This is a genomic window from Flavobacterium sp. N502536 (assembly GCF_025947345.1).
Classification (GTDB): Bacteria; Bacteroidota; Bacteroidia; order Flavobacteriales; family Flavobacteriaceae; genus Flavobacterium.
In genome coordinates, this window is the sequence record NZ_CP110011.1 from 2,011,718 (window position 1) to 2,031,561 (window position 19,844).

The window sequence follows — 19,844 nt, forward strand, 5'->3', positions numbered from 1 at the left end:
ATTAAAAGCTAAAAAAACCGGTAAGTTATAAACTTGCCGGTTTTCTTTTTTTACACCAGTACCTTATATCTTAGATTTCCTTAAGGTTGTCCTTGTAAGTACGGCCTATGGGCAACTCCTTGCCATCTCTGAGCTGTACCATACGTGAATTGAATGATACGATGTGGTTTTTCAAAATCAGGTATGACTTATGTATTCTAATAAAGCCCAGATGACGGTGCATTTCTTCAAACTTTGCCATACGTTCCAGGACCATGTATTTTTTATAACGGGATACAATTTTGAGGTATTCTCCAAAACCTTCTATCCAAAAAATATCATCCAGTTTTACTTTGTTTACAATATTGTCGGATTTAAACATAATGTAATCTTCAACAATGTTTTTAGACTTTATAAAGCGGTGGTATTCTTTGGCTTTTGTAATGGCCTTTTCAAAACGCTCAAAACTTATGGGTTTTATAAGGTAATCTACAACATCAAGCTCAAATGCTTTGGCGGCATGCTGTTCTTCAGCGGTTATAAAAATACAGAGCGGCTTGTTGTGTGTATTTTGCAGTAATTCTATTCCGTTGATGCCGGGCATATTAATATCCAGTATCAGCAGATCAGCTTCATTGTGCTGCAAAAAATCCATGGCTTCCTTTGGGTTGCTGTAGGTAGCCAGCAACTTTATGTCATCCGTTTTGGCACAATATTGTTTTATCAGCTCCAGCGCAAGGTATTCATCGTCTACGCCTACAACCTGCAATTGATTCATAACTTTATTTTGAGAGTAGAAAAGTACGTTTTATTTGATAATTCATCAAACAATTCATAATTTTCTGTGTATTCCATTGCAAGTATTTTTTTCAATGCAACCAGTCCCATTCCGTTATATCCTTTATTATTGCTAACCTGAGCGTGCTCCGGTACAGAGTTTTCTATCCGGAACAACAAGTTATCATCGATTTTATCAAACTTCACAACAATATAGGCATCTATAGCGGTTCCAATGTCTGAATGTTTAAGTGCATTCTCAAAAAGGGTAAAATATATAGAAGGAGGAACCTCTACCTGTTCCTGGGCTTCACTGTCATTTAGCTCAAATACGATATTGAGTGTATTGTTGTACTTGAGCTGGTACAAACCCGCAAGTGCCTTCATTATTTCAAACTCTTTGTGTATGGCAATCGTTTTTTTATCGGTTTCATATATAACATATTGCAGCAACTGACTTAGCTGTAGTATTGCTTCGGTCGTATTAGCATGCTGGCTGTAACTGCCCGCATAAATATTATTAAGGGTGTTGAGTAAAAAGTGAGGATTTATCTTTGACTTCATAAGGTTGAGGTCGGTCTCATTTTTTTTTACCTCAAGGTCAAGATAGTCGTATTCTATTAAAAACTTATGTTTTGATATTCCCAAAAAGGAAGCTACTAAAATCACTATACTTTGCGAACTGTATACGCTTATCAAAAAAAGCGTTTGGTCTTGTGCTACACCGCTCCCTTTTGAAAATTCAGGCTCAGCGAGCAGTCGTAGCAATGTTGTGGATATAAATAATATCAGGGCATACAACAGGTATTCAGGATACTTATTGGTTTGATAATAGGCGGGAACTAAATAGGCATAACAAACAATATACAAGGCAGTATTGATCGTCATAATAAATAGTATCCTATACAACGCAAAAGGCATTTCGGTAAAATAAAACATTGAAATTATCAGAAAGGAGGTATATATCACAAAAAATAAAACATGTTGAAACCGGATAAGGTTTGTCCATTGTTTTTTCATGAGGCTGCCTATAATCTTTTGTTCAAACAGTAATCTAAAAGCTACAAGGAGGATAATGATGTTTATTAGTAAAACCATACTTTTTTGTGTTAAAAATTATTCACCCTTTAAAATTATATCATTTAAAATACAAATATCATTATTTTAAAGTATGCACTTTGCGTTGTTTGTTTATTAAATGAGTCGTTCGTTGAAAATTAATTTTTTGAGAAAATCAATCCTATACTTTTACCTCAGACAAATAAATTAACAATTTATCAGAATGTATAGAATTTATATATCAATCATGTTTTTTTTAATGCTTTTTTCTACGAAAGCATCAGCACAACAAGATAATCTTAACATGTGGCTGCAATATACAATGTCGGCAAAACTGAGCGAAAAGTACAGCTTTACAGCCCTTTCTCAATATCGTGCATACGATTTGGTAAAAGATTCACGTCTTTTTTTAGTTTCGACCTACTTGGAAAGAAAGTTAGACAACGACCTTTATCCAGCTGTGGGTTATATGTTTTTGGTACTTCAACCCTACACAAGTCTTACCGATAAAAAGGTACGTTATGAAAACAGACCGTTTCAGCAGTTAACAATCAAAAGCAAACTGGGGCGTACTACATTACTACACCGTTATCGTGTCGAGGAACGTTTTTTAACCAATCCTGATGATTTTGTTTTGAGACTGCGTTATCTCATATCGTTAAAAATCCCATTGGGTAAAGAAAAGGGAAATAACCTTTTGTATGGCATTCTAAAAAATGAAATTAGGATGAATGTGGTAAAGGAGGAACAATTTGACAGCAACAGGATTACAGCCGGATTGGGTATTAATCTCGGTAAACAATCAGCAATAGAACTTTCATTTGTCAATCAGGTAAGTCCTGATGATACAAGCAACTATGTATTGGCGGGTTTTAGAAACTCATTTGACTGGTCGGCTAAAACAGAAAATAATTAAACTTAAAAATATAGAGTCATGCTTACAATCTTAGGATTTTCAATGATCATTGTATTTATGTACCTGATCATGACAAAGCGCTTGTTTCCGTTAACGGCGCTCATACTTATCCCTATACTTTTTGCCATTTTAGGAGGTTTTACTGCCGATCTTGGTTCGATCATCATGGAGGGTGTAAAGAATATTGCTCCCACCGGCATTATGCTTATTTTTGGGATACTCTTCTTTAGCATAATGATTGATGCCGGATTATTTGACCCGCTGGTAAACCTGATATTAAAGTTTGTAAAAGGTGATCCTTTAAAAATAGCCGTGGGTACTGCCTTGCTTACCATATTGGTTTCACTTGATGGTGATGGTGCGACTACCTATATGATCGTTGTGGCTGCAATGTTGCCCTTGTATAAAAAACTGGGCATGAATCCGCTTGTTCTTGCGTGCATTATAATGCTTGGTGGCGGGGTAATGAATATACTGCCTTGGGGCGGGCCTACAGCACGTGCGATGACCACTCTTAAAATGGATGCGTCAGAACTGTTTATGCCAATGATCCCAGTCATGATTGGCGGTATACTATGGGTACTATTTGCCGCATTCTGGCTCGGGCTTCGCGAAAAAAGAAGAATTGCTCGCGAAGGTGACACGAACAAGTATCTTATAAACGAGGAAGAAGTTATTATAGAACGCGAGCTCAGAAGGCCAGGACTGATATGGTTTAACCTTCTGCTTACTATCCTTCTGCTGGCTTCCATGATGTTTGATGTACTGCCATTGGCCGTTTCCTTTATGATAGCATTCTGTATTGGGCTTATCATTAATTACTCCAAAGTAGAGGAACAGCAAAAAGTATTGAAACTGCATGCGGGCAACGCCCTTTCTGTAGCATCGATGATATTTGCAGCTGGTATTTTTACAGGCATACTTTCGGGTACCGGAATGATGGATGCTATGGCCGCTTCTATGATAGCAATGGTGCCCGATACTTGGGGCAGTGCTTTTCCGGTTATAACAGCGGTAAGCAGTGCACCGTTAACCTTTTTTTTAAGCAACGATGCTTATTATTTTGGGATACTGCCATTAATTACAGAAACCGGTATACATCTAGGCGCTACAAAGTTAGAAATAGGAGTGGCGTCCCTTATCGGTCAGGGGGTTCATTTGTTAAGTCCGCTTGTACCTTCTACCTATCTTTTGGTAGGTTTGGCAGGTGTTGAGTTTTCTGACCACGTAAAATTTACTATAAAATGGGCTTTGGGTTCATCATTGGCTATGCTTATTGCGGCGATGCTTATCGGGTTAATAACTTTTTAAAATTACCTTTACGGAGCAATTTAATGAGTAAGGTTTAAAAAATGAATACCACACAACAACAACCGGAAAGTACTGGAATACCGCAAAAGTATTTGAAAAATTTAGCAGCTTATGTCACACTAGCATTGCTGTTAGGAATTGCTGTAGGTCACTATTATCCCGAACAGGGTATTCAGCTGGATTTTTTAGGAAGTGGATTTTTATACCTTATTGAACCGCTTATACAGCCCATCATATTTTTGACTATAATTATAGGCGTAAGCAGTATTGACAATCTTAAAAAAGTGAGTCGTGTAGGGCTTAAGGCGCTCGTTTATTTTGAAATAATAACTACTCTTGCCATGATAATGGGCATAATGGCAGCATTATTTATAGAACCCGGCAAGATAGAAAAAAGATTTATCGATGCAGCCCTGCCCAAACATTTTACAGCTACCGAATCACTTGATGGCGGCTGGTTTAACTTTATAATACTGAATCGACCGCTGGTATTGGTTTTGTTGGCAGTCATAACAGGTGTTTTGCTTAGCCTTTCGCCGGGTCGGGCAAAGTATGTAACTGCCCTGCAAAAATTTATGACCTTTTTGTATAAGATACTGATGTACCTGTTTTTGCTTATACCGGTTGCTGCTTTTGGCGGAATGGCTTACGCAGTATCGCGATTTGGCATACATAGCCTGTTGCCTTTAGGGAAATTGCTGGCGACTACTTACATAACCATGGCACTCTTTGTATTTATAGTACTGGGGCTTTTGCTGAGGTATTACAACATAAGTCTCTGGAAGTTTCTGAATTATATTAAAGAAGAACTGCTTATTGTTTTTAGTACATCATCATCCAGAACAGTGTTTCCTTTAATTGTTGCAAAGCTTGAAAAAGCAGGGTGTAGTAAAGCTGTAGTAGGTCTTTCAATACCGTTGGGTTATTCTTTTAACCTTGCGGGTGCGTCTATATTTTTGCCCGTATGTACCTTGTTTGTTGCTCAGTTGTTTGACATCCCGCTTACTTTTCACGATATTATAACTATAGGGTTGGTTATCATGATTACATCAAAAGTGGCATCGGGAATACCGGGATCTGGTTTTATCGCTCTTACCATAACATTTACAACACTCAATAAATTTCCTTTAGAAGGCTTGGCACTGCTTTTCAGTATTGATAAGTTCATGAACGAAGCTCGTACCATAACTAATTTTATAGGTAATGGGGTAGCCGTTATTCTCATTTCGAAATATGAAAATGATTTTGAGCCAAACCCCGAAATTGACCTTTCAATATCAAAATAATAAACAAGCCATAAGGCACCATTCTTTAAAATAATACAAAATGACTGAATTACTTACTACGATTAATAGCCTTTGGCAAGATATTATTGCACATCCCGGTACATCACTGGCAATTATTGGAAACCTTATTCTTATTGAAAGCTTGCTCTCTGTAGATAATGCAGCCGTACTGGCTACAATGGTAATGGATTTGCCTGAAAATCAGCGTGACCGTGCGCTTAAGTATGGTATTTGGGGCGCTTATTTTTTTAGGGGTGTTGCCATGATATTTGCTTCGGCACTTATTGCCATTTGGTGGCTTAAGCCTATTGGTGGACTTTACCTGCTCTATCTGGTGTATTCATGGTATAAAGACAAGCAAAAAGAAGGAGGCGAAGAAGAAAAAGTAAATAAGGAAGGTAATTGGTTATACCGTGTAACAGTAGGCTCAATAGGCCATTTTTGGGCTACTGTTTGCCTTGTAGAGCTTATGGATATGGCCTTTTCAATAGATAATGTCTTTGCAGCTGTGGCCTTTACGCCAAACATCATATTAGTATGTATTGGTGTATTTATAGGTATCTTGGCGATGCGTTTTATAGCACAGTGGTTTGTGGGGCTTATGCAAAAATACAATTTTCTGGAAACCGCAGCTTTTGTAGTAATTGCCATTTTAGGAATCAAACTGGCGTTGTCCTTATATGAACATTTTTATCCCGAAACAGCATTCAGTAAATTCTTAGCAAGCCATGCTGCAGATATAGGAATCTCAGTCCTTACCGCTGCTGTATTTTTTGTACCGATACTAACCAGCACCTTCTTTAATTTTCCAATGAAAACCAAACCAGTTGCTCATAAATAAATTATAAGCTTATGAGCGAAGAGTAGTTGAAGAAACTGGTATAGTCGTAACTGTATCCAGAGTTCGAATCCCTTTCTTTCTGTAAAATAAAAAATCCCGCAATTTCATTTTTTAAAATTGCGGGGTTTTATTTTTGAGATCTAAACAAAAAGATCTTTTTTTCATATTATTATTTTCCTGTTGGCAGCAAAGAGTTGCCTTCCAATGACCAGCCAAAAGGAATATCTAAACCAAACCATTTAAGTGAAGAATAAGCAATATCGGTCATTTTTGGCACTTCACCAGTAATTGCTTTTCCGCATTTTAAAGGATCGGTACCGGAAGTCCAGGTTGGATTATTGCTTAGCGACATAGAAATATTACTTGGGCTTGAATCGGTAAAAATATTTCCTGACCCCGTATCTCCTTTCCAATACCCTATCAGGCTACTGTAATCAGGATGAGAAGTGGTTACAGCTGTGCACATATTATTTAAAATGGAAGATTCGGGCAGGGCTTTGTTCCAGATACGAACTTCCGCTATATTTCCATTGATGGTTCGACCGTAAGCTAAAGTTCCGTCCTGACCAATTGCAAGCGGGAGACCTGAAGATAAGCTTCCGAAATCGCTACTGATAGCTGCCTGATTAGCAAGAGCACCGTCTTGGTAAATTTTGAATGATCGGGCTGTACGGTCTACTACCATAACCAGATGGTGCCATTTCCCGTCGTTAATCGGATAACTTCCCTTTAAATCCATTCGACTTGATCCGGTTCCAATATTTGCCCGCCATGAGGCACCGTCGCCTGCAATTACAAACCCCGGATTTGATCCGGACGCCCATTTTTTGTTTGAAACAATAGCGGGATCACTTGAGAAACCGGATGTTTTCACTTTGCATTCGACTGTGAAATCTGAAGTTCCAAAATTATAAAGAGGATTCGTGGTTGAGGCGTAAATTTTGTTAGAGTTGAAGTTTACAAATGATCCGGTTATAGAGGTTTCAGGATCGGCTTGTTGTGTAGGGAAATCTTTGTTGTGAAAAACAGTAAAAATATTTCTCTCCTGATAAGACGAACCACCATGAGATTTACCAACTCCACCGTGATCAGTGGAGACAATTATCAGCCAGTCTTCATTAGCATAGGTGGATCTGCTTTTTAAGGTATTTAAAATTTCTCCAATATAAACGTCTGTCGTTTCAATAGCGGCTTTATATTCAGGAATGCTTCCCGAAAATCCGTATGCATGTCCTGCGTGGTCAACATCATCAAAATGTAGAAATAAAACATCAGGGTTATTGTTTTTGAGGGTATTTACAGCTTCGTTTTTTACCTCCAAATCGGTTGCAGGTGTTTTTTCTACATCAATACCATCAATTATATAATTATTAATAGGTTTCCAGAATGCAATAGATACAGTGTTCAGGGCAGGATTCTGGGTTTCAAGACGTTTTAAAAAACTGGGATAAAGAGCAAAATTTGGAGTTGAAAAAGAATTGTCGGTAACGCCATGTTTGGATGACGAAACTCCCGTAAGCATCGTAGACCATCCGTTTCCGCTCCAAGTAGGAGAGTTGGTCAGAGCATCAAAGCTGTAAACAGAATTGTTGAGCAGGCTTTTAACATTTGGAGTGTTCGAACTCATTAAGGCATCACCTCTGCACCCGTCTATCCCGATAAGGAGCAGTTTTTTTGTTTTTGGGGTCAACGACGGTTCTGATTTTTGATCAGAGTGATTGTCGGAGCAGGAATAGTTTAAAAATAGAACTATCAGGATCGCGATAGAACCAAGTAGGGTTTTTCTGTTCATTTTCTAATTATTTTAAAGGGCTAAGTAACTTTACTAAACTGCTGCAAGTTCGGTATTAAAAAGCGCTTTATACATGATAAAAATCATATTGCATTGAAAAACAGCCTGTTGCTTTCTGTGGTTTGGATAGCTATTGCTCTGAAATTGTTAATTGCTTTTTCAGAAGAGTTTCTCTGGGAGTTTTTCGTTTGGAATGAAAATATCACGGTAAGTAGTTTCGATTTTTCAGGATGGCAATTTCTATTCGTGCCGCTTCTGAGTGTACCTCAATTTACACACTATATTTTAGATGGCTTTATCTGGAAATCTAAAACCTGATTCCAATAAGATAAAAACCTCTTGTGAAAATTAATTCACAAGAGGTTTTATTTTTTTTACTAGATATATCTAAATGTTTTATTACTTGGATTTAGAAAGGGAGTCTAATTTTTCGATTTTTTCTTCCAGAACTTTAATTTTTTCATTCTGTTTCTCAAGTTCAATTATCTTTTTGTTTTGCTCTATTACATAAAGAGTTAATTCTTCGATTTTCTGTAAAAACTTTGAATTTAGATTACCTAAATCAGCTCCGTTTTCTTGCATTTCTTTGGCAGTAGCAACTTCTGGCAGATGTTTTTCAGTTTTTACAAATTTTTCCAGTTCATTTAAGGGTAACAATTTGTAATTTTTTTCAAAAACAAAATCTGCCCCATCTAAATTTACTTTAATTTCATTAGCTCTAATCGTTCCATTGACATCTAGTTTGTAACTGGCATTCTGCTGACTGGTTTTTCCAATCAAAAGATTGCCATTTGCTATGTAATGATTTGAACTTCCGCTAATTTTTAGACTGCCTGATGACTCAATATTATTTTTAGAATCGAGCAATGTGATCCATTCTGACCAGGTATTTTCGTTGTAAAATGCTTGTCGATATCTAATTTTTGAGTTATCCCATCCACCAAAATTTAATTGACTGGTCTGATGATTGGCAAAGCCATAAATTTCCAAAATAGTGCCATATTGTGTGGGGCCTCCAGTATTGTAACTATCCCATAATTTTAATGACATTGGACTTATTCCTGTTCGCGGAGGTGCTGAAAAATCATTTCGATGAAGGTTAAAAGTTAATTCTTCGATTTGAGAATAACCGCATATTGGTAGTACAGCAAGAAATAAAATAAGGTGTATTTTTTTCATTTTAAAGAGGTTTATTGTTTGTTAACATCAAAAGTAATATTTTATGCTAAAGCTTAATCTCAAACAAACTAAAAGAGCCCTCTTTATAATGTTCCGGTAATTCACTTGTCCATTCGATAGTGCTGATACCTTTGTATTCGAAACCACAGCTGGTGTAATACTTGTTTATTCTTTCGTTTCCGCTGTGAGTGTCAAGACGAATGTACTTTTTGTTGTTTTCTTTGGCGTATTCTTTTGCCCAATCGATAATTTTTTTGACATACGATTGCCCCCTGAATTTTGGATTTGTAGCAATACGATGTAGATAAATGGCAGGATCGGCACTAGCTTCTTTCCAGATAATGAGATCATTAAAAGTAAGAACAAATGTACAGGCTACTTCCTCTCCTTCTTTGATGATAAAATGACGATTCTCGGCAATTTCTGTTTCTATAAGAGTCCTTTCAAAACCTCTCCAGCTTTTGTTGTTGACCGTTTTTTGATACGATGTAGCTGCATTGTAAAGAGCAAAAACGGCATCGATATCTTCATTTGTAGTTTTAAAAAATTCCATGATTGAGGGATGTACTGTAGATTAATGAATTCTTCAAAGGTAAATCTTTAAGCAGCGTAAAGCCCCATGAAACATCAGTTTTAACTTTTTTTAGGAACATCCAGCCATACTACATTTTGTTCGGATTGATGCTCCTGACCAATAATATCCCGATACAATTCTGGCCTTCTTGCTTTTATGTAACGATTGCCACCAGCCTGAGTACATTTTTCAGGAGTGAGTATTGCGGTTGTAAAAGAGTCATCAAAAGAGCGGCATTCGGCCAAAACATCTCCAAAAGGGTCAATAATCATCGAACAGCCATTTTTCAGCTGATCGTCGTCCATACCGATTGGGTTAGAGAATATAGCGTAAATAGCATTGTCATAGGCTCTCGCGGGCAGCCATTTCATTAGCCAGTCTCTGCCTTTCATTCCGTCAAATTCCAGTCGGAGAGAAGTAGGATCGGCTTCGCGGTTTTCCCATAGTTGTGGAGCAACAAAACCAGCACCCGGTCGGGTAGAGGGCGTACACATGGTAACATGCGGCATGAAAATGATCTTGGCCCCTAAAAGAGTGGTAGCACGAACATTTTCGATAATGTTGTTGTCGTAACAGATTAAAATTCCACATTTCCAGCCTTTAATCTCAAAAATACAATAACGATCGCCCGGAGTGAGGTATGGGTTTATAAACGGATGCAGTTTTCGGTATTTGGCAACTAAACCGTTTTGGTCGACACACACATAAGCTTTGAACAAATTATCGTCTTCGTCTTTTTCAAAAAGACCGGCCAGAATCACGATGTTATTGTTTCGGGCAATTTCAGTCAATTTCACGATGCTTTCTCCACTCGGAATTAATTCTGCCAGGTCTAACATTTGTTCTTTTGATAAATGTCGTGCAAAAGTATAACCGGTTACCGAGCACTCGTGAAACGAAATAACATCACAACCCTGACGCGCTGCCTGTTGCGAAAGTTTTTCAATTACAGCTAAATTATACGTTTTGTCACCGCTTTTATTCTCGAACTGAGCGGTGGCTATTTTTAGATTTTTCATAATGCGTACTATTGATTTGAGACAAAAGTAGCACTAGTCTTATTTTAGAAATTGTACAAAACCGACATTTTAGAAAACAATAGGTGGAGCGGTTTTGAGAAGATTATTGGTTAATTTTCCGGTATTGTTTAGATACTCTTTTGGAGTTATTCCGGTATGTTTCCTGAATTCTTTGATCAGATGAGACTGGTCCGAAAATCCGGCATTGTAACAAAGACTTGTGAGATTGGTATCGGCAGCTTTGTCTTTTAGTAACTTTAAAAAATAATGCAGTTTTATAATGTTTCCAAATTTCTTCGGATTTAATCCAATAGATTCCTGGAACTTCCTTTCCAGATGCCTTTCGGTATAACCAGTATGTTTAGCCAGCTGTTTTACATTAAAACTTCCTTTGTGGGCAGTAATGAAACGAATCGAACTTTCTATGATTAATTGGTGAGCCCCCTTTTTGTTAGCAATATAGGTACTGAAAAAATGATTTAGTAGCACAACTTTCTTTGGAATCGTGTAGTGTCCGGATATTTTTTCCTGAAGAATCAAACCGTTCTGCTCAAAAATGTCGTCAATAGAGATTATCGCATCCAGAAACTCATAAGCCGGAATTCCCAGCAATTGGTGCATCCCGTTTGGCTGAAAAACAACAATCACTAAATTGATTTCACTATCCGAATAAATGTCTTTAAATCCGGTAAGCTGTCCGTATAAAAAAGAATCAGGTAAGTGGTTGTGTACTCCGCAATCATTAAAATCAGAACTGAGTTTGCCTTTTAAGGAAAATACAATGCCCGTATTACCATCAGAAAACAAGCGAAGTTTTTGTACAGCCATTTCATTATGATCTAAAAAAAGATAATGTTTAATGTAAGGCGATAATTCTTCTGATGGTGAAATCTGCATGGTTTAAAGAATTGATGGAACGCAATCTGTTACGGTCAATTTTAGAAGATCATTTTTGATGGATAACGAAATAACTTTTGATAAAATTAAGGATATTTTTTCAATTATGGTTTTTTGGTTTCCTTGTTGGGGCTGCTTTTTATAGTATTATTTAGTCTGTGGAAGAGCTCAGAATATTAATTCTGTAAAGCCACTCTTATCTTGGGTAAAATACGTTCTGCATATAAAGTATAAGCTTTGGCTGAAGGATGTAAGCCATCTCCGGCTACGAGCTCAGGATTTGTCAGACCTTTACGTGAAATATCAGTTATCGAAACAAAAACAATAGCATTCTGTTTGCAGTAGTTTTCGGCAAAGCTATTGTATTGATCGATTTCGCTTGAAATTCGCTCACCTTGTCCACCCATCTGTACTTCTCCAAAACGAGTATAGGCATAATCGGGTATTGAGATGACAATTACCTTTTTTTTATCTCCTTTTGCCAGAACAACTGCTTTGTTTACGAGTTCTGGAAATTCTTTCTCATAGATCGAAAAACTTTTCCCCTGATACTGATTGTTCACTCCAATAAGAAGGGTAACGATATCGTAAACAGGATCGGGATTTTGGGTATTTATTGCCGAAATTAAATTAGTAGTGGTCCATCCGGTGGTTGCAATAACTTTTAACGAGAAGCTGGCTTGCGGATAAATTGCCGTTAAACTTGATTTTAACTGTTCAGGAAATCCACAGGTTTCGCAAACACTTTGTCCGACGGTGTAGCTGTCTCCAAGAGCCAAATATTTTATAGAACCGGTAAGTGGGGTAACTGGAGCGACAGGAGTTTCTGAAGTCGTTTCGTCAGCACTACAGCTCAAGAGGAATATAGAAAGGGTAACAATAACTATTTGTTTGAAATGCAGTTTCATAATTTAGATAAATTAAATTTCGGCCCATTTTAAACAAATAGTTACGTTAAATAGCTTGATTTGGTTTTTAGACCATCTCTGTTTTCATCAGAATTTCTTCTTCAATAGCGTTCCAGAGTCCGATACGTTTTTCTAATGCCAGAATCGAAATTTCTTCCACTTCTTTCCATTTTTGAGCATCATCTTCACATAAATCAGTTATCATCTGCATGGCCATTGGTCCGTGTTCGTCGGCATCCAATTCGATATGTCTTTCAAAATAGTATAAAAGTTTGCTTAAATCGGTTTCAGGAAGGTTTTTCTGGAAATTTTTCAGGATTGCCGTGAACATACTCGGAATTAAATCTTCTCTTCCAAAAGTAAATGCCGCAGCAATTTGATGCGGTTTTCCTTCTTCAATTACTCTAAAAGTAAAATCTAAGAAAGCTTTTGTATCAGGATGTAAGGAACTTTGTTTTATGGCAACAAAAATATTGTGCAGCGAATTTACTTCAGCCAAAAAGGTATTGATTCCGCTTGTATCGGCGCCACAATCTTCCATGGCTTCAAGATACATTTCATAATGACTTTGTCTTTTTCCATCAATACTTAAATCTGTTTCTTCTGCCAAAACAATTTCGTTGATTAAGTATCTTGTTTCCGGATTTTTTGTAGCAAACCAAGGCGTAGAAGTACAGGTAAGCTTAGATTGTAATGCTTTTAATAATGACATGAAATCCCAAACAGCAAAAACATGAGTTTCTAAAAAACGATGTAAGTCATCAATGCTTTGGATTTTATTGTATAATGAATGTTGTAAAAGTTGATCTTTTTGAGGTTGAATGCTATTGTTTATAGTTTCAATATTCATTTGCGTATTTTTTTTGTGCAAATATAAAAAGCTTCCCGTTAAGAAGAAGCTTTTTGTATTGGTTTTGTATATATTTTAATAGATGTTTATGATTTAAATGCTGGAATTCCAGTTACATCCATACCGGTTATCAAGAGATGAATGTCATGCGTTCCTTCATAAGTAATCACACTTTCAAGATTCATCATATGGCGCATGATCGAGTATTCGCCTGTAATACCCATTCCGCCCAACATTTGTCTTGCTTCACGTGCAATGTGTATGGCCATATCCACATTATTACGTTTGGCCATTGAGATTTGTGCAGTAGTAGCTTTTCCTTCGTTACGTAAAACACCTAAACGCCAGGTTAATAATTGCGCTTTTGTGATTTCGGTAATCATTTCGGCTAATTTTTTCTGTTGCAACTGCGTTCCTCCAATTGGTTTCCCAAATTGAATTCTTTCTTTGGCATAACGTAAAGCAGTGTCGTAACAATCCATAGCAGCTCCGATGGCTCCCCAGGCAATTCCGTATCGTGCAGAATCTAAGCACCCAAGAGGTGCTCCAAGTCCCGACTTATTAGGTAATAGATTTTCTTTAGGAACTTTTACATTGTCAAAAATTAATTCTCCGGTCGAAGAAGCTCTAAGTGACCATTTATTATGGGTCTCAGGAGTTGTAAAACCTTCCATGCCGCGTTCAACGATTAAACCGTGAATTCTTCCTTCTTCATCTTTTGCCCAAACGATCGCAATATCTGCGAAAGGAGCATTTGAGATCCACATTTTGGCACCATTTAAAAGATAGTGATCTCCCATATCTTTGAAATTAGTAATCATACTTCCCGGGTCAGAACCATGATCCGGTTCTGTCAAACCAAAGCATCCCATAAATTCTCCGGTAGCCAGTTTGGGTAAGTATTTCATTCGTTGCTCTTCATTTCCATACTTCCAAATAGGATACATTACTAGTGAAGATTGAACTGAAGAAGTCGATCGAACACCTGAATCTCCACGTTCTATTTCCTGCATGATTAAACCATAAGAAATTTGATCCAGACCTGCACCTCCGTACTCTACCGGAATATAAGGTCCGAAACCGCCAATTTCTCCAAGTCCTTTTATAATTTGTGTTGGAAATTCTGCTTTTTGGGCATATTCTTCTATAATAGGAGAAACTTCTCTCTTGACCCAGGCACGTGCTGATTCGCGAACTAATTTGTGTTCGTCTGTCAATAAGTCATCTAGGTTGTAATAATCCGGTGCTTGAAATAGGTCTGGTTTCATTTTTGTTAGTTTTATTATACAAATCTACGTAATATAAATATAACAAAATACAGTTAAATTGTTATATTTTTATAAATACTGAAGAAGAAAAATAGTATAAACACAAATTAATTTTAGTTTATTGCGAATTTATAAGCTATTTTTGAGATTCAAAAACAAAATGAATGAGGCTGATCATCTCTTTTATACTCTTTTTTGTTCTGAATAATACCTTTTCTCAAGAGAAAAAGGTTTTTACGGAACAGGAGTACTTAATATTGCAAGACAAAATTCGACTAACGGCAAATGCCAATGTTGACAGTTCGATTGTATATGCTAGTCAGTTGGCGAAATCCAATAGTAATAAACATTTGGCTTTTGCTAATGCAGCATTGTCTTATTTGATTCAGTTAAAAGGAAATACAGCAAAATCTAAAGAAAAATACCAGTTAGCCTTAAAATCCTTAGAAAAAATGCCCGATGGGCAGGAAAAAACACAGCTTAGGTCCTACTTGTACAATTATGCCGGATTATCCGAATGGAAAAGGGAGAACTATAGCGACGCCATCGAAAATTACCAGCAGGGCATAAAGCTTTCGATACAGATTGACGATATTATTCAAATTGTAAAGTTTAAGAGTAACATTGCGGCTATAAATGTTGCTGTAGGTAATTACCGGCTTGCGATAAAGGACTTGCGGAGTCTTAGCGAATTTGTTGATAAAAACGAAAGCGTTTATACCAAACAGCAATACCTCAATAATAAGAGTAATATCAATCTTAGTTTAGCAGGATCATATGAGAGTTTTTATATGAAAGATCCTAAAAAGAAGATTTTACTGGACTCTGCCGAGTATTTCTATCAAAAAACCATTAGTTACTCTCAAAATTTTCCCGACAATAAGATTGTGGCAAAACTTAGTTTAGGTAATATTTACAGCGAATTAAAAGAGTACAAAAATGCCGAAAAGACCTACTACGATATCATCTTTTTGGCCAATCAAAACAGTATGCTGGATATTTTATGTACGACTCATTACAATTTGGGGGACTTGTATTTTAATATCAAAAAGTATGATAAAGCATTGGTGTTCTTTAAAAAATCAGACTCTATAGGCAACATTACTAAAACGAATCAGGTTGATCATCTGAAGTCCAATTACTATCAGGCAAAAATTTACAACATCCTTAAAGAGCCTGAACTGGCCTATAAACACTCAAAAATTTACCTGGATAATTACGAAAAATCGGAATCAAAATTAAATGATGAGGTTTTAGAAGTAAATTACAAACTTGGCGTTGGTGATTTGACTAACGAGATGGTTACCATTCAGGAGAAATACAAATACGACGTTTTTCTGAACAAAGCGCTAAAAGTATTTTATGTCGTTTTATTCATAGGAATTGTCTTTCTGCTGATCAAAAACATACGCGATAAAAATAAGGCGCATAAAAAGATGAATGCTTTAATTGAAGAGTTCAAAGCTAATTTAGAAAAGAAAAACGAGCCCGAACCGGAACGAGAGACCATTCTTGAATCTGAAGAAATACAGTCTAAGAAAGAGAATGTCAATTTAAGTATTGATGAGGCAAAAGAGAATAAAATTGTAGAAAAACTGTTGGCTTTAGAAAGTAAACAGGAATATTTACATGCCGATTTTACGCTGCCATATGTGGCTAAAAAAATAAAAACCAACACCACCTATTTGTCTTATGTCGTAAACAAACGATTTGGTAAATCTTTTGGGGAATATTCAAATGAGCTGAAAATTAACTATGTGATTAATGAAATGATAACAAATCATATGTATCGTAAATATTCAACTCAGGCCATTGCCGAAAGTGTTGGTTTTAAAAATGCGGTATCTTTTGCTAAATCATTTCGCAAAAGAACTGGAGTGTCCCCAGCTCAATTTGCGAACAATATCTAAAACAATTTGTTTGAATCAAGGATGCCCTTCAACATCGGTACTTCCTTTTCCGTTCCCTCTGATAGTATCACCAGGATCGTCACCGCCCCCAATTGTTTGTTGTTCTCTTCTTGATAATTTTTCGTTTTCAAAATTTTTGAATTCTATTTTTTTCGTTTTCATTTTTTAAATATTTACTGGTTGTGTAGACCCTTTTCCATTACCTCTGTTAGTATCATTGTCACCTCCTCGAACAGCTTTTTGTTCTTTTTTTGAAAGTGTATTGCTCGTAAAAGCTTCGAAATTTAGTTTTTTATTTTCCATTTTGTTAGAATTTTAGTTGTTAGGTAGATCCTTTTCCATTTCCTCTGATGGTATCACCAGGAATACCAGATTCTTCTTCTCCTCCTCCTTTAACCGTTTTTTGTTCTTTTTTTGAAAGTATATTGTGGGTGAAATCTTCGATGTTCAATTTTTTATTTTCCATTTTTATTAGAATTTTAATTGTTAGGTAGATCCTTTTCCGTTTCCTCTGATGGTGTCACCAGGAATGCAAGATTCTTCTTCTCCACCACCTTTAACCGTTTTTTGTTCTTTTTTTGAAAGCGTATGATGGGTGAAATCTTCGATGTTTAATTTTTTATTTTCCATTTTATTAGAATTTTAGTTGTTAGGTAGACCCTTTTCCATTTCCTCTGATAGTGTCACCAGGAATACAAGATTGTTCTTCTTCTCCTCCACCTCTAACCGTTTTTTGTTCTTTTTTTGAAAGTGTACTAAGGGAGAAATCTTCGATGTTTAATTTTTTATTTTCCATCTTTTTTTGATTTTTAATGATTAGTTAGACCCTTTTCCGTTGCCTCTAATTGTGTCTCCAGGAACATTAGAATCATCTCCTCCGCGAACCGTTTTTTGCTCTTTTTTAGATAGTTTTTCTAATTGAAAATCTTCAAATTTTTGCGCTTGATTTATCATGTTTGTTAGTATTAGGATTATTGATATACCAAAACTATATAAAAAGGAAAACGCTTAATCGAGAATAGGCTTTTTGGGCTTTTTAACAAAATATTTTTCAATTAAGTAATTGATAATCAATTACTTAATTGTTTCATTCAGACTGATATAATTTATAAATTGTATGTAGTATAATTAATAAAATGTGTACTACCAGCGCTTTTTTCTCAATAAAAACAACAATATTTGCAGTGTAATTATGATTTTAAAGACTCGAAAAGATGTTAAAACTTGTCCAAAAATTTCTACAAATAAACAAGTACTCGGAGATCAAAAATGAGTTTAAAGATTTGTTTCTTTCTCATCCAAATTATCCTAGTTTATTTGCGATAACAGATTCTCTGGATTTACTGTCTGTAGAGAATGCTGCGATAAGAGTTCCGAAGGAGCAAATAGTAGATTTGCCTTCAAATTTTTTGGCTTATTTCAAAGAAGAGTTAATATTGGTTGAAAAGGCAAAGAATTTTGTTCGAATCAATACAGTGAAAAAAGGAAGTCATAAAATGGCGTATGAAAAGTTCTTATTAGATTGGAATGGAGTTATCGTGGCAATTGAGCCAAACAATGTTGTTGCGAGAGAGAATTTGAAAATGGAGTTCAGCTGGTTGAAATATGGTTTACCGCTTTTGTTATTAGTGGGATTGTCATTTTTTTATAATACTTACAGTTCATTCAGCCTTGTTTTTTTAGCGACCTCTATTTTAGGGTTTATTGTAAGCGTTTTTATTGTTCAGGAAAAATTAGGGTTTAAGAATACTATTGTTTCAAAACTTTGCAATTTGAGTTCAAACTCGTCTTGTAGTTCTGTTATCAATAACAAAGAAGGAAATGAAAGTAAATGGATTAGTTTTCCAGACCTGCCATTAATGTTCTTTGGGGCCAGTTTGATTGCAATTTTGGTTAAACCATTAGAATCGTCAATTTTTGTTGGTTTTTTAAGCTTATTGGCCATACCGGTTATAGTGTCTTCGATTTGGATTCAAAAATTTGAGATTCAAAGATGGTGCGTAATGTGTTTAATGGTATCTGCTTTGATTTTTGTACAAAGTGTGATATGGTTTGCGTCAGATCTGTTTACGTTGAGTTTTAGTTTTGCCGAAATTTTTCCATTCTTGTTCTCGTTGGTACTCTTGGTTCCGATCTGGGCAGTTTTGAAAACAATCATAACCAGCATTTTGGGAACGGAAAATTCGCTTAAAGAGATGAAAAAGTTTAAAAGAAACTATTCTTTATTGAACTTCTTATCTAAAAAAGTGCCTCATATAAATGGACTTGAGGATTTAAGAGGCTTGAATTTTGGAAATAGAAACGCTGCTGTTAAACTATCGGTAATCATTAGCCCTAGTTGTGCACATTGTCATAAAACATTTCAGGAGGCATTTGATTTAGTCTTGAGATTTCCGGATAAGATAAACCTGAATGTGTTGTTTAACGTGAATCCTGAAAATATCGATAACCCATATAAAGTAGTTGTCGAAAGGCTTTTAACCATAAACAGAGCTACACCAGGGAAAACAGTGGAAGCGATTTCAGATTGGCACATTAAAAACATGAGCCTTAAAAAATGGTTGAAAAAATGGCATGTTGATTCAGTAAGCATGATGATCAGTCAGGAGATAAACAAACAATACGAATGGTGTGCTAAGAATGATTTTAATTATACACCGATTAAAATTGTAAACGATAAAGTTTTTCCGGCAGAGTATGAGCTGGGTGAACTAAAATATTTTCTGAACGATTATATTGAAGAGAAAGAAACTAAAGAAACGATGGTTTTGGAAAAAACAGCGTAGTATTTAAGAAATAGTGACAACAGACAGAAACTTCAGCTGTCTTAAAATGACTGAGGTGCGAATTCAAAAAACAAAAACCTTTAGTTATGTTAAAAATCATTTTAAACTTAGAAGGTGCTCAAAGGCTAAGTGCATACGAGCAAAAAGGGATTGTTGGAGGACAGCCGATTAATCCGCCGAAAAAATGTTGTGTTTGCCCGGGTAAAGGTTCGTCTACTCTAGTAGCCTGTGATTCGATTTGTTCGAATGGTACAATACCGGCAGTGCTTCCGGATTGTTTATAGTCCTAAAAGGATAAGAAATGACGAAAGTTGTTTTTGATATTAATTTTTAGCGTTTTAATAGAAGTATGAAATAGCCTTTTTTAGAATTTAGTCATGTTTTTTTTAATTTGTAGGCGCTCGATCGTGGAACATTGAGCAAATTTCCCGACATTGATGATTGGTGTAGGGATTCTTAGGAAATTGGTCACTGTGTTGATTTTAATTGGTT

At 36.0% G+C, this 19,844-nt stretch carries 22 protein-coding genes and 2 pseudogenes; 8 read left to right on the plus strand and 16 right to left on the minus strand.

Annotated elements, in window-relative coordinates; genetic code table 11:
• Positions 1-70: 70 nt before the first annotated feature.
• The gene (locus OLM61_RS08895; protein WP_264526005.1) at positions 71-757 is read right to left on the minus strand and encodes a LytR/AlgR family response regulator transcription factor; all 687 of its coding nucleotides are present in this window, start codon (positions 755-757) and stop codon (positions 71-73) included.
• On the minus strand, positions 754-1,854 hold the full coding sequence (locus OLM61_RS08900) for a sensor histidine kinase (protein WP_264526006.1): 1,101 nt from the start codon (positions 1,852-1,854) through the stop codon (positions 754-756). Before OLM61_RS08900 ends, OLM61_RS08895 begins: the two co-directional genes overlap by 4 nt.
• A 184-nt stretch (positions 1,855-2,038) precedes the next feature.
• Here OLM61_RS08900 and OLM61_RS08905 point away from each other — a divergent pair, with 184 nt between their 5' ends.
• Genes OLM61_RS08905 through OLM61_RS08920 form a run of 4 tightly spaced genes read left to right on the plus strand, consistent with a single transcriptional unit; the run spans position 2,039 to position 6,169 of the window.
• Positions 2,039-2,731 (plus strand): DUF2490 domain-containing protein, encoded by a 693-nt coding sequence (locus tag OLM61_RS08905; protein ID WP_264526007.1) that lies wholly within the window; start codon positions 2,039-2,041, stop codon positions 2,729-2,731.
• Positions 2,732-2,749: 18 nt separating this feature from the next.
• Entirely contained in the window at positions 2,750-4,042 is a 1,293-nt protein-coding gene (locus OLM61_RS08910) for a CitMHS family transporter (RefSeq protein WP_264526008.1), read from the plus strand.
• A gap of 41 nt (positions 4,043-4,083) precedes the next feature.
• Positions 4,084-5,328: a cation:dicarboxylate symporter family transporter gene (locus OLM61_RS08915; protein WP_264526009.1), complete on the plus strand. Its 1,245-nt coding sequence runs from the start codon at positions 4,084-4,086 to the stop codon at positions 5,326-5,328.
• Positions 5,329-5,368: 40 nt separating this feature from the next.
• Positions 5,369-6,169 carry a TerC family protein gene (locus OLM61_RS08920; protein ID WP_264526010.1) on the plus strand — a complete coding sequence of 267 codons (801 nt, stop codon included), beginning with the start codon at positions 5,369-5,371 and terminating at the stop codon, positions 6,167-6,169.
• Positions 6,170-6,338: 169 nt separating this feature from the next.
• Here OLM61_RS08920 and OLM61_RS08925 read toward each other — a convergent pair whose 3' ends face one another.
• The 8 genes from OLM61_RS08925 to OLM61_RS08960 all read right to left on the minus strand — a co-directional run bounded on the left by OLM61_RS08925 (position 6,339) and on the right by OLM61_RS08960 (position 14,656).
• Positions 6,339-7,961 carry an alkaline phosphatase family protein gene (locus tag OLM61_RS08925; protein ID WP_264526011.1) on the minus strand — a complete coding sequence of 541 codons (1,623 nt, stop codon included), beginning with the start codon at positions 7,959-7,961 and terminating at the stop codon, positions 6,339-6,341.
• Positions 7,962-8,360: 399 nt separating this feature from the next.
• Positions 8,361-9,140, minus strand: coding sequence for a hypothetical protein (locus tag OLM61_RS08930; protein WP_264526012.1), 780 nt, complete (start codon positions 9,138-9,140; stop codon positions 8,361-8,363).
• A gap of 46 nt (positions 9,141-9,186) precedes the next feature.
• Positions 9,187-9,693, minus strand: a complete 507-nt coding sequence (locus OLM61_RS08935; RefSeq protein WP_264526013.1) for a GNAT family N-acetyltransferase — start codon at positions 9,691-9,693, stop codon at positions 9,187-9,189.
• 80 nt (positions 9,694-9,773) lie between these two features.
• Positions 9,774-10,733 carry a nitrilase family protein gene (locus tag OLM61_RS08940; RefSeq protein WP_264526014.1) on the minus strand — a complete coding sequence of 320 codons (960 nt, stop codon included), beginning with the start codon at positions 10,731-10,733 and terminating at the stop codon, positions 9,774-9,776.
• Between the two features lie 69 nt (positions 10,734-10,802).
• Positions 10,803-11,630, minus strand: coding sequence for a helix-turn-helix transcriptional regulator (locus OLM61_RS08945; protein WP_264526015.1), 828 nt, complete (start codon positions 11,628-11,630; stop codon positions 10,803-10,805).
• Positions 11,631-11,806: 176 nt separating this feature from the next.
• Entirely contained in the window at positions 11,807-12,538 is a 732-nt protein-coding gene (locus OLM61_RS08950; protein ID WP_264526016.1) for an SGNH/GDSL hydrolase family protein, read from the minus strand.
• Between the two features lie 67 nt (positions 12,539-12,605).
• A complete protein-coding gene (locus tag OLM61_RS08955) occupies positions 12,606-13,388 on the minus strand; it encodes a DUF3050 domain-containing protein (protein WP_264526017.1) in 783 nt (260 codons plus the stop codon).
• A gap of 86 nt (positions 13,389-13,474) precedes the next feature.
• Positions 13,475-14,656 carry an acyl-CoA dehydrogenase family protein gene (locus tag OLM61_RS08960; RefSeq protein ID WP_264526018.1) on the minus strand — a complete coding sequence of 394 codons (1,182 nt, stop codon included), beginning with the start codon at positions 14,654-14,656 and terminating at the stop codon, positions 13,475-13,477.
• 989 nt (positions 14,657-15,645) lie between these two features.
• Between OLM61_RS08960 and OLM61_RS20960 the strand changes: the two are divergent.
• Positions 15,646-15,735 (plus strand): annotated as a pseudogene (locus tag OLM61_RS20960) (tetratricopeptide repeat protein); the annotation flags it as partial.
• A 588-nt stretch (positions 15,736-16,323) separates the two neighbouring features.
• A pseudogene (locus tag OLM61_RS20965) lies at positions 16,324-16,566 on the plus strand (helix-turn-helix domain-containing protein); the annotation flags it as partial.
• Positions 16,567-16,581: 15 nt separating this feature from the next.
• On the opposite strand, the gene OLM61_RS08970 reads toward OLM61_RS20965, so the two are convergent.
• From OLM61_RS08970 to OLM61_RS08995, 6 genes are read right to left on the minus strand one after another with little or no spacing between them, the layout of a single operon-like run.
• Positions 16,582-16,728 carry an rSAM-modified peptide gene (locus tag OLM61_RS08970; RefSeq protein ID WP_264526020.1) on the minus strand — a complete coding sequence of 49 codons (147 nt, stop codon included), beginning with the start codon at positions 16,726-16,728 and terminating at the stop codon, positions 16,582-16,584.
• Positions 16,729-16,731: 3 nt separating this feature from the next.
• A complete protein-coding gene (locus tag OLM61_RS08975) occupies positions 16,732-16,869 on the minus strand; it encodes a TIGR04149 family rSAM-modified RiPP (protein ID WP_264526021.1) in 138 nt (45 codons plus the stop codon).
• A gap of 19 nt (positions 16,870-16,888) precedes the next feature.
• The gene (locus tag OLM61_RS08980; RefSeq protein WP_264526022.1) at positions 16,889-17,032 is read right to left on the minus strand and encodes an rSAM-modified peptide; all 144 of its coding nucleotides are present in this window, start codon (positions 17,030-17,032) and stop codon (positions 16,889-16,891) included.
• Positions 17,033-17,052: 20 nt separating this feature from the next.
• Positions 17,053-17,196, minus strand: a complete 144-nt coding sequence (locus OLM61_RS08985; RefSeq protein ID WP_264526023.1) for an rSAM-modified peptide — start codon at positions 17,194-17,196, stop codon at positions 17,053-17,055.
• Positions 17,197-17,215: 19 nt separating this feature from the next.
• A complete protein-coding gene (locus OLM61_RS08990; RefSeq protein ID WP_264526024.1) occupies positions 17,216-17,362 on the minus strand; it encodes an rSAM-modified peptide in 147 nt (48 codons plus the stop codon).
• 20 nt (positions 17,363-17,382) lie between these two features.
• The gene (locus tag OLM61_RS08995) at positions 17,383-17,520 is read right to left on the minus strand and encodes an rSAM-modified peptide (RefSeq protein ID WP_264526025.1); all 138 of its coding nucleotides are present in this window, start codon (positions 17,518-17,520) and stop codon (positions 17,383-17,385) included.
• Between the two features lie 260 nt (positions 17,521-17,780).
• Here OLM61_RS08995 and OLM61_RS09000 point away from each other — a divergent pair, with 260 nt between their 5' ends.
• Together OLM61_RS09000 and OLM61_RS09005 are read left to right on the plus strand one after the other, a co-directional pair.
• Positions 17,781-19,352, plus strand: coding sequence for a vitamin K epoxide reductase family protein (locus tag OLM61_RS09000; protein WP_264526026.1), 1,572 nt, complete (start codon positions 17,781-17,783; stop codon positions 19,350-19,352).
• Positions 19,353-19,438: 86 nt separating this feature from the next.
• Positions 19,439-19,636: a hypothetical protein gene (locus OLM61_RS09005; protein ID WP_264526027.1), complete on the plus strand. Its 198-nt coding sequence runs from the start codon at positions 19,439-19,441 to the stop codon at positions 19,634-19,636.
• The last annotated feature ends 208 nt before the right edge of the window (positions 19,637-19,844 follow it).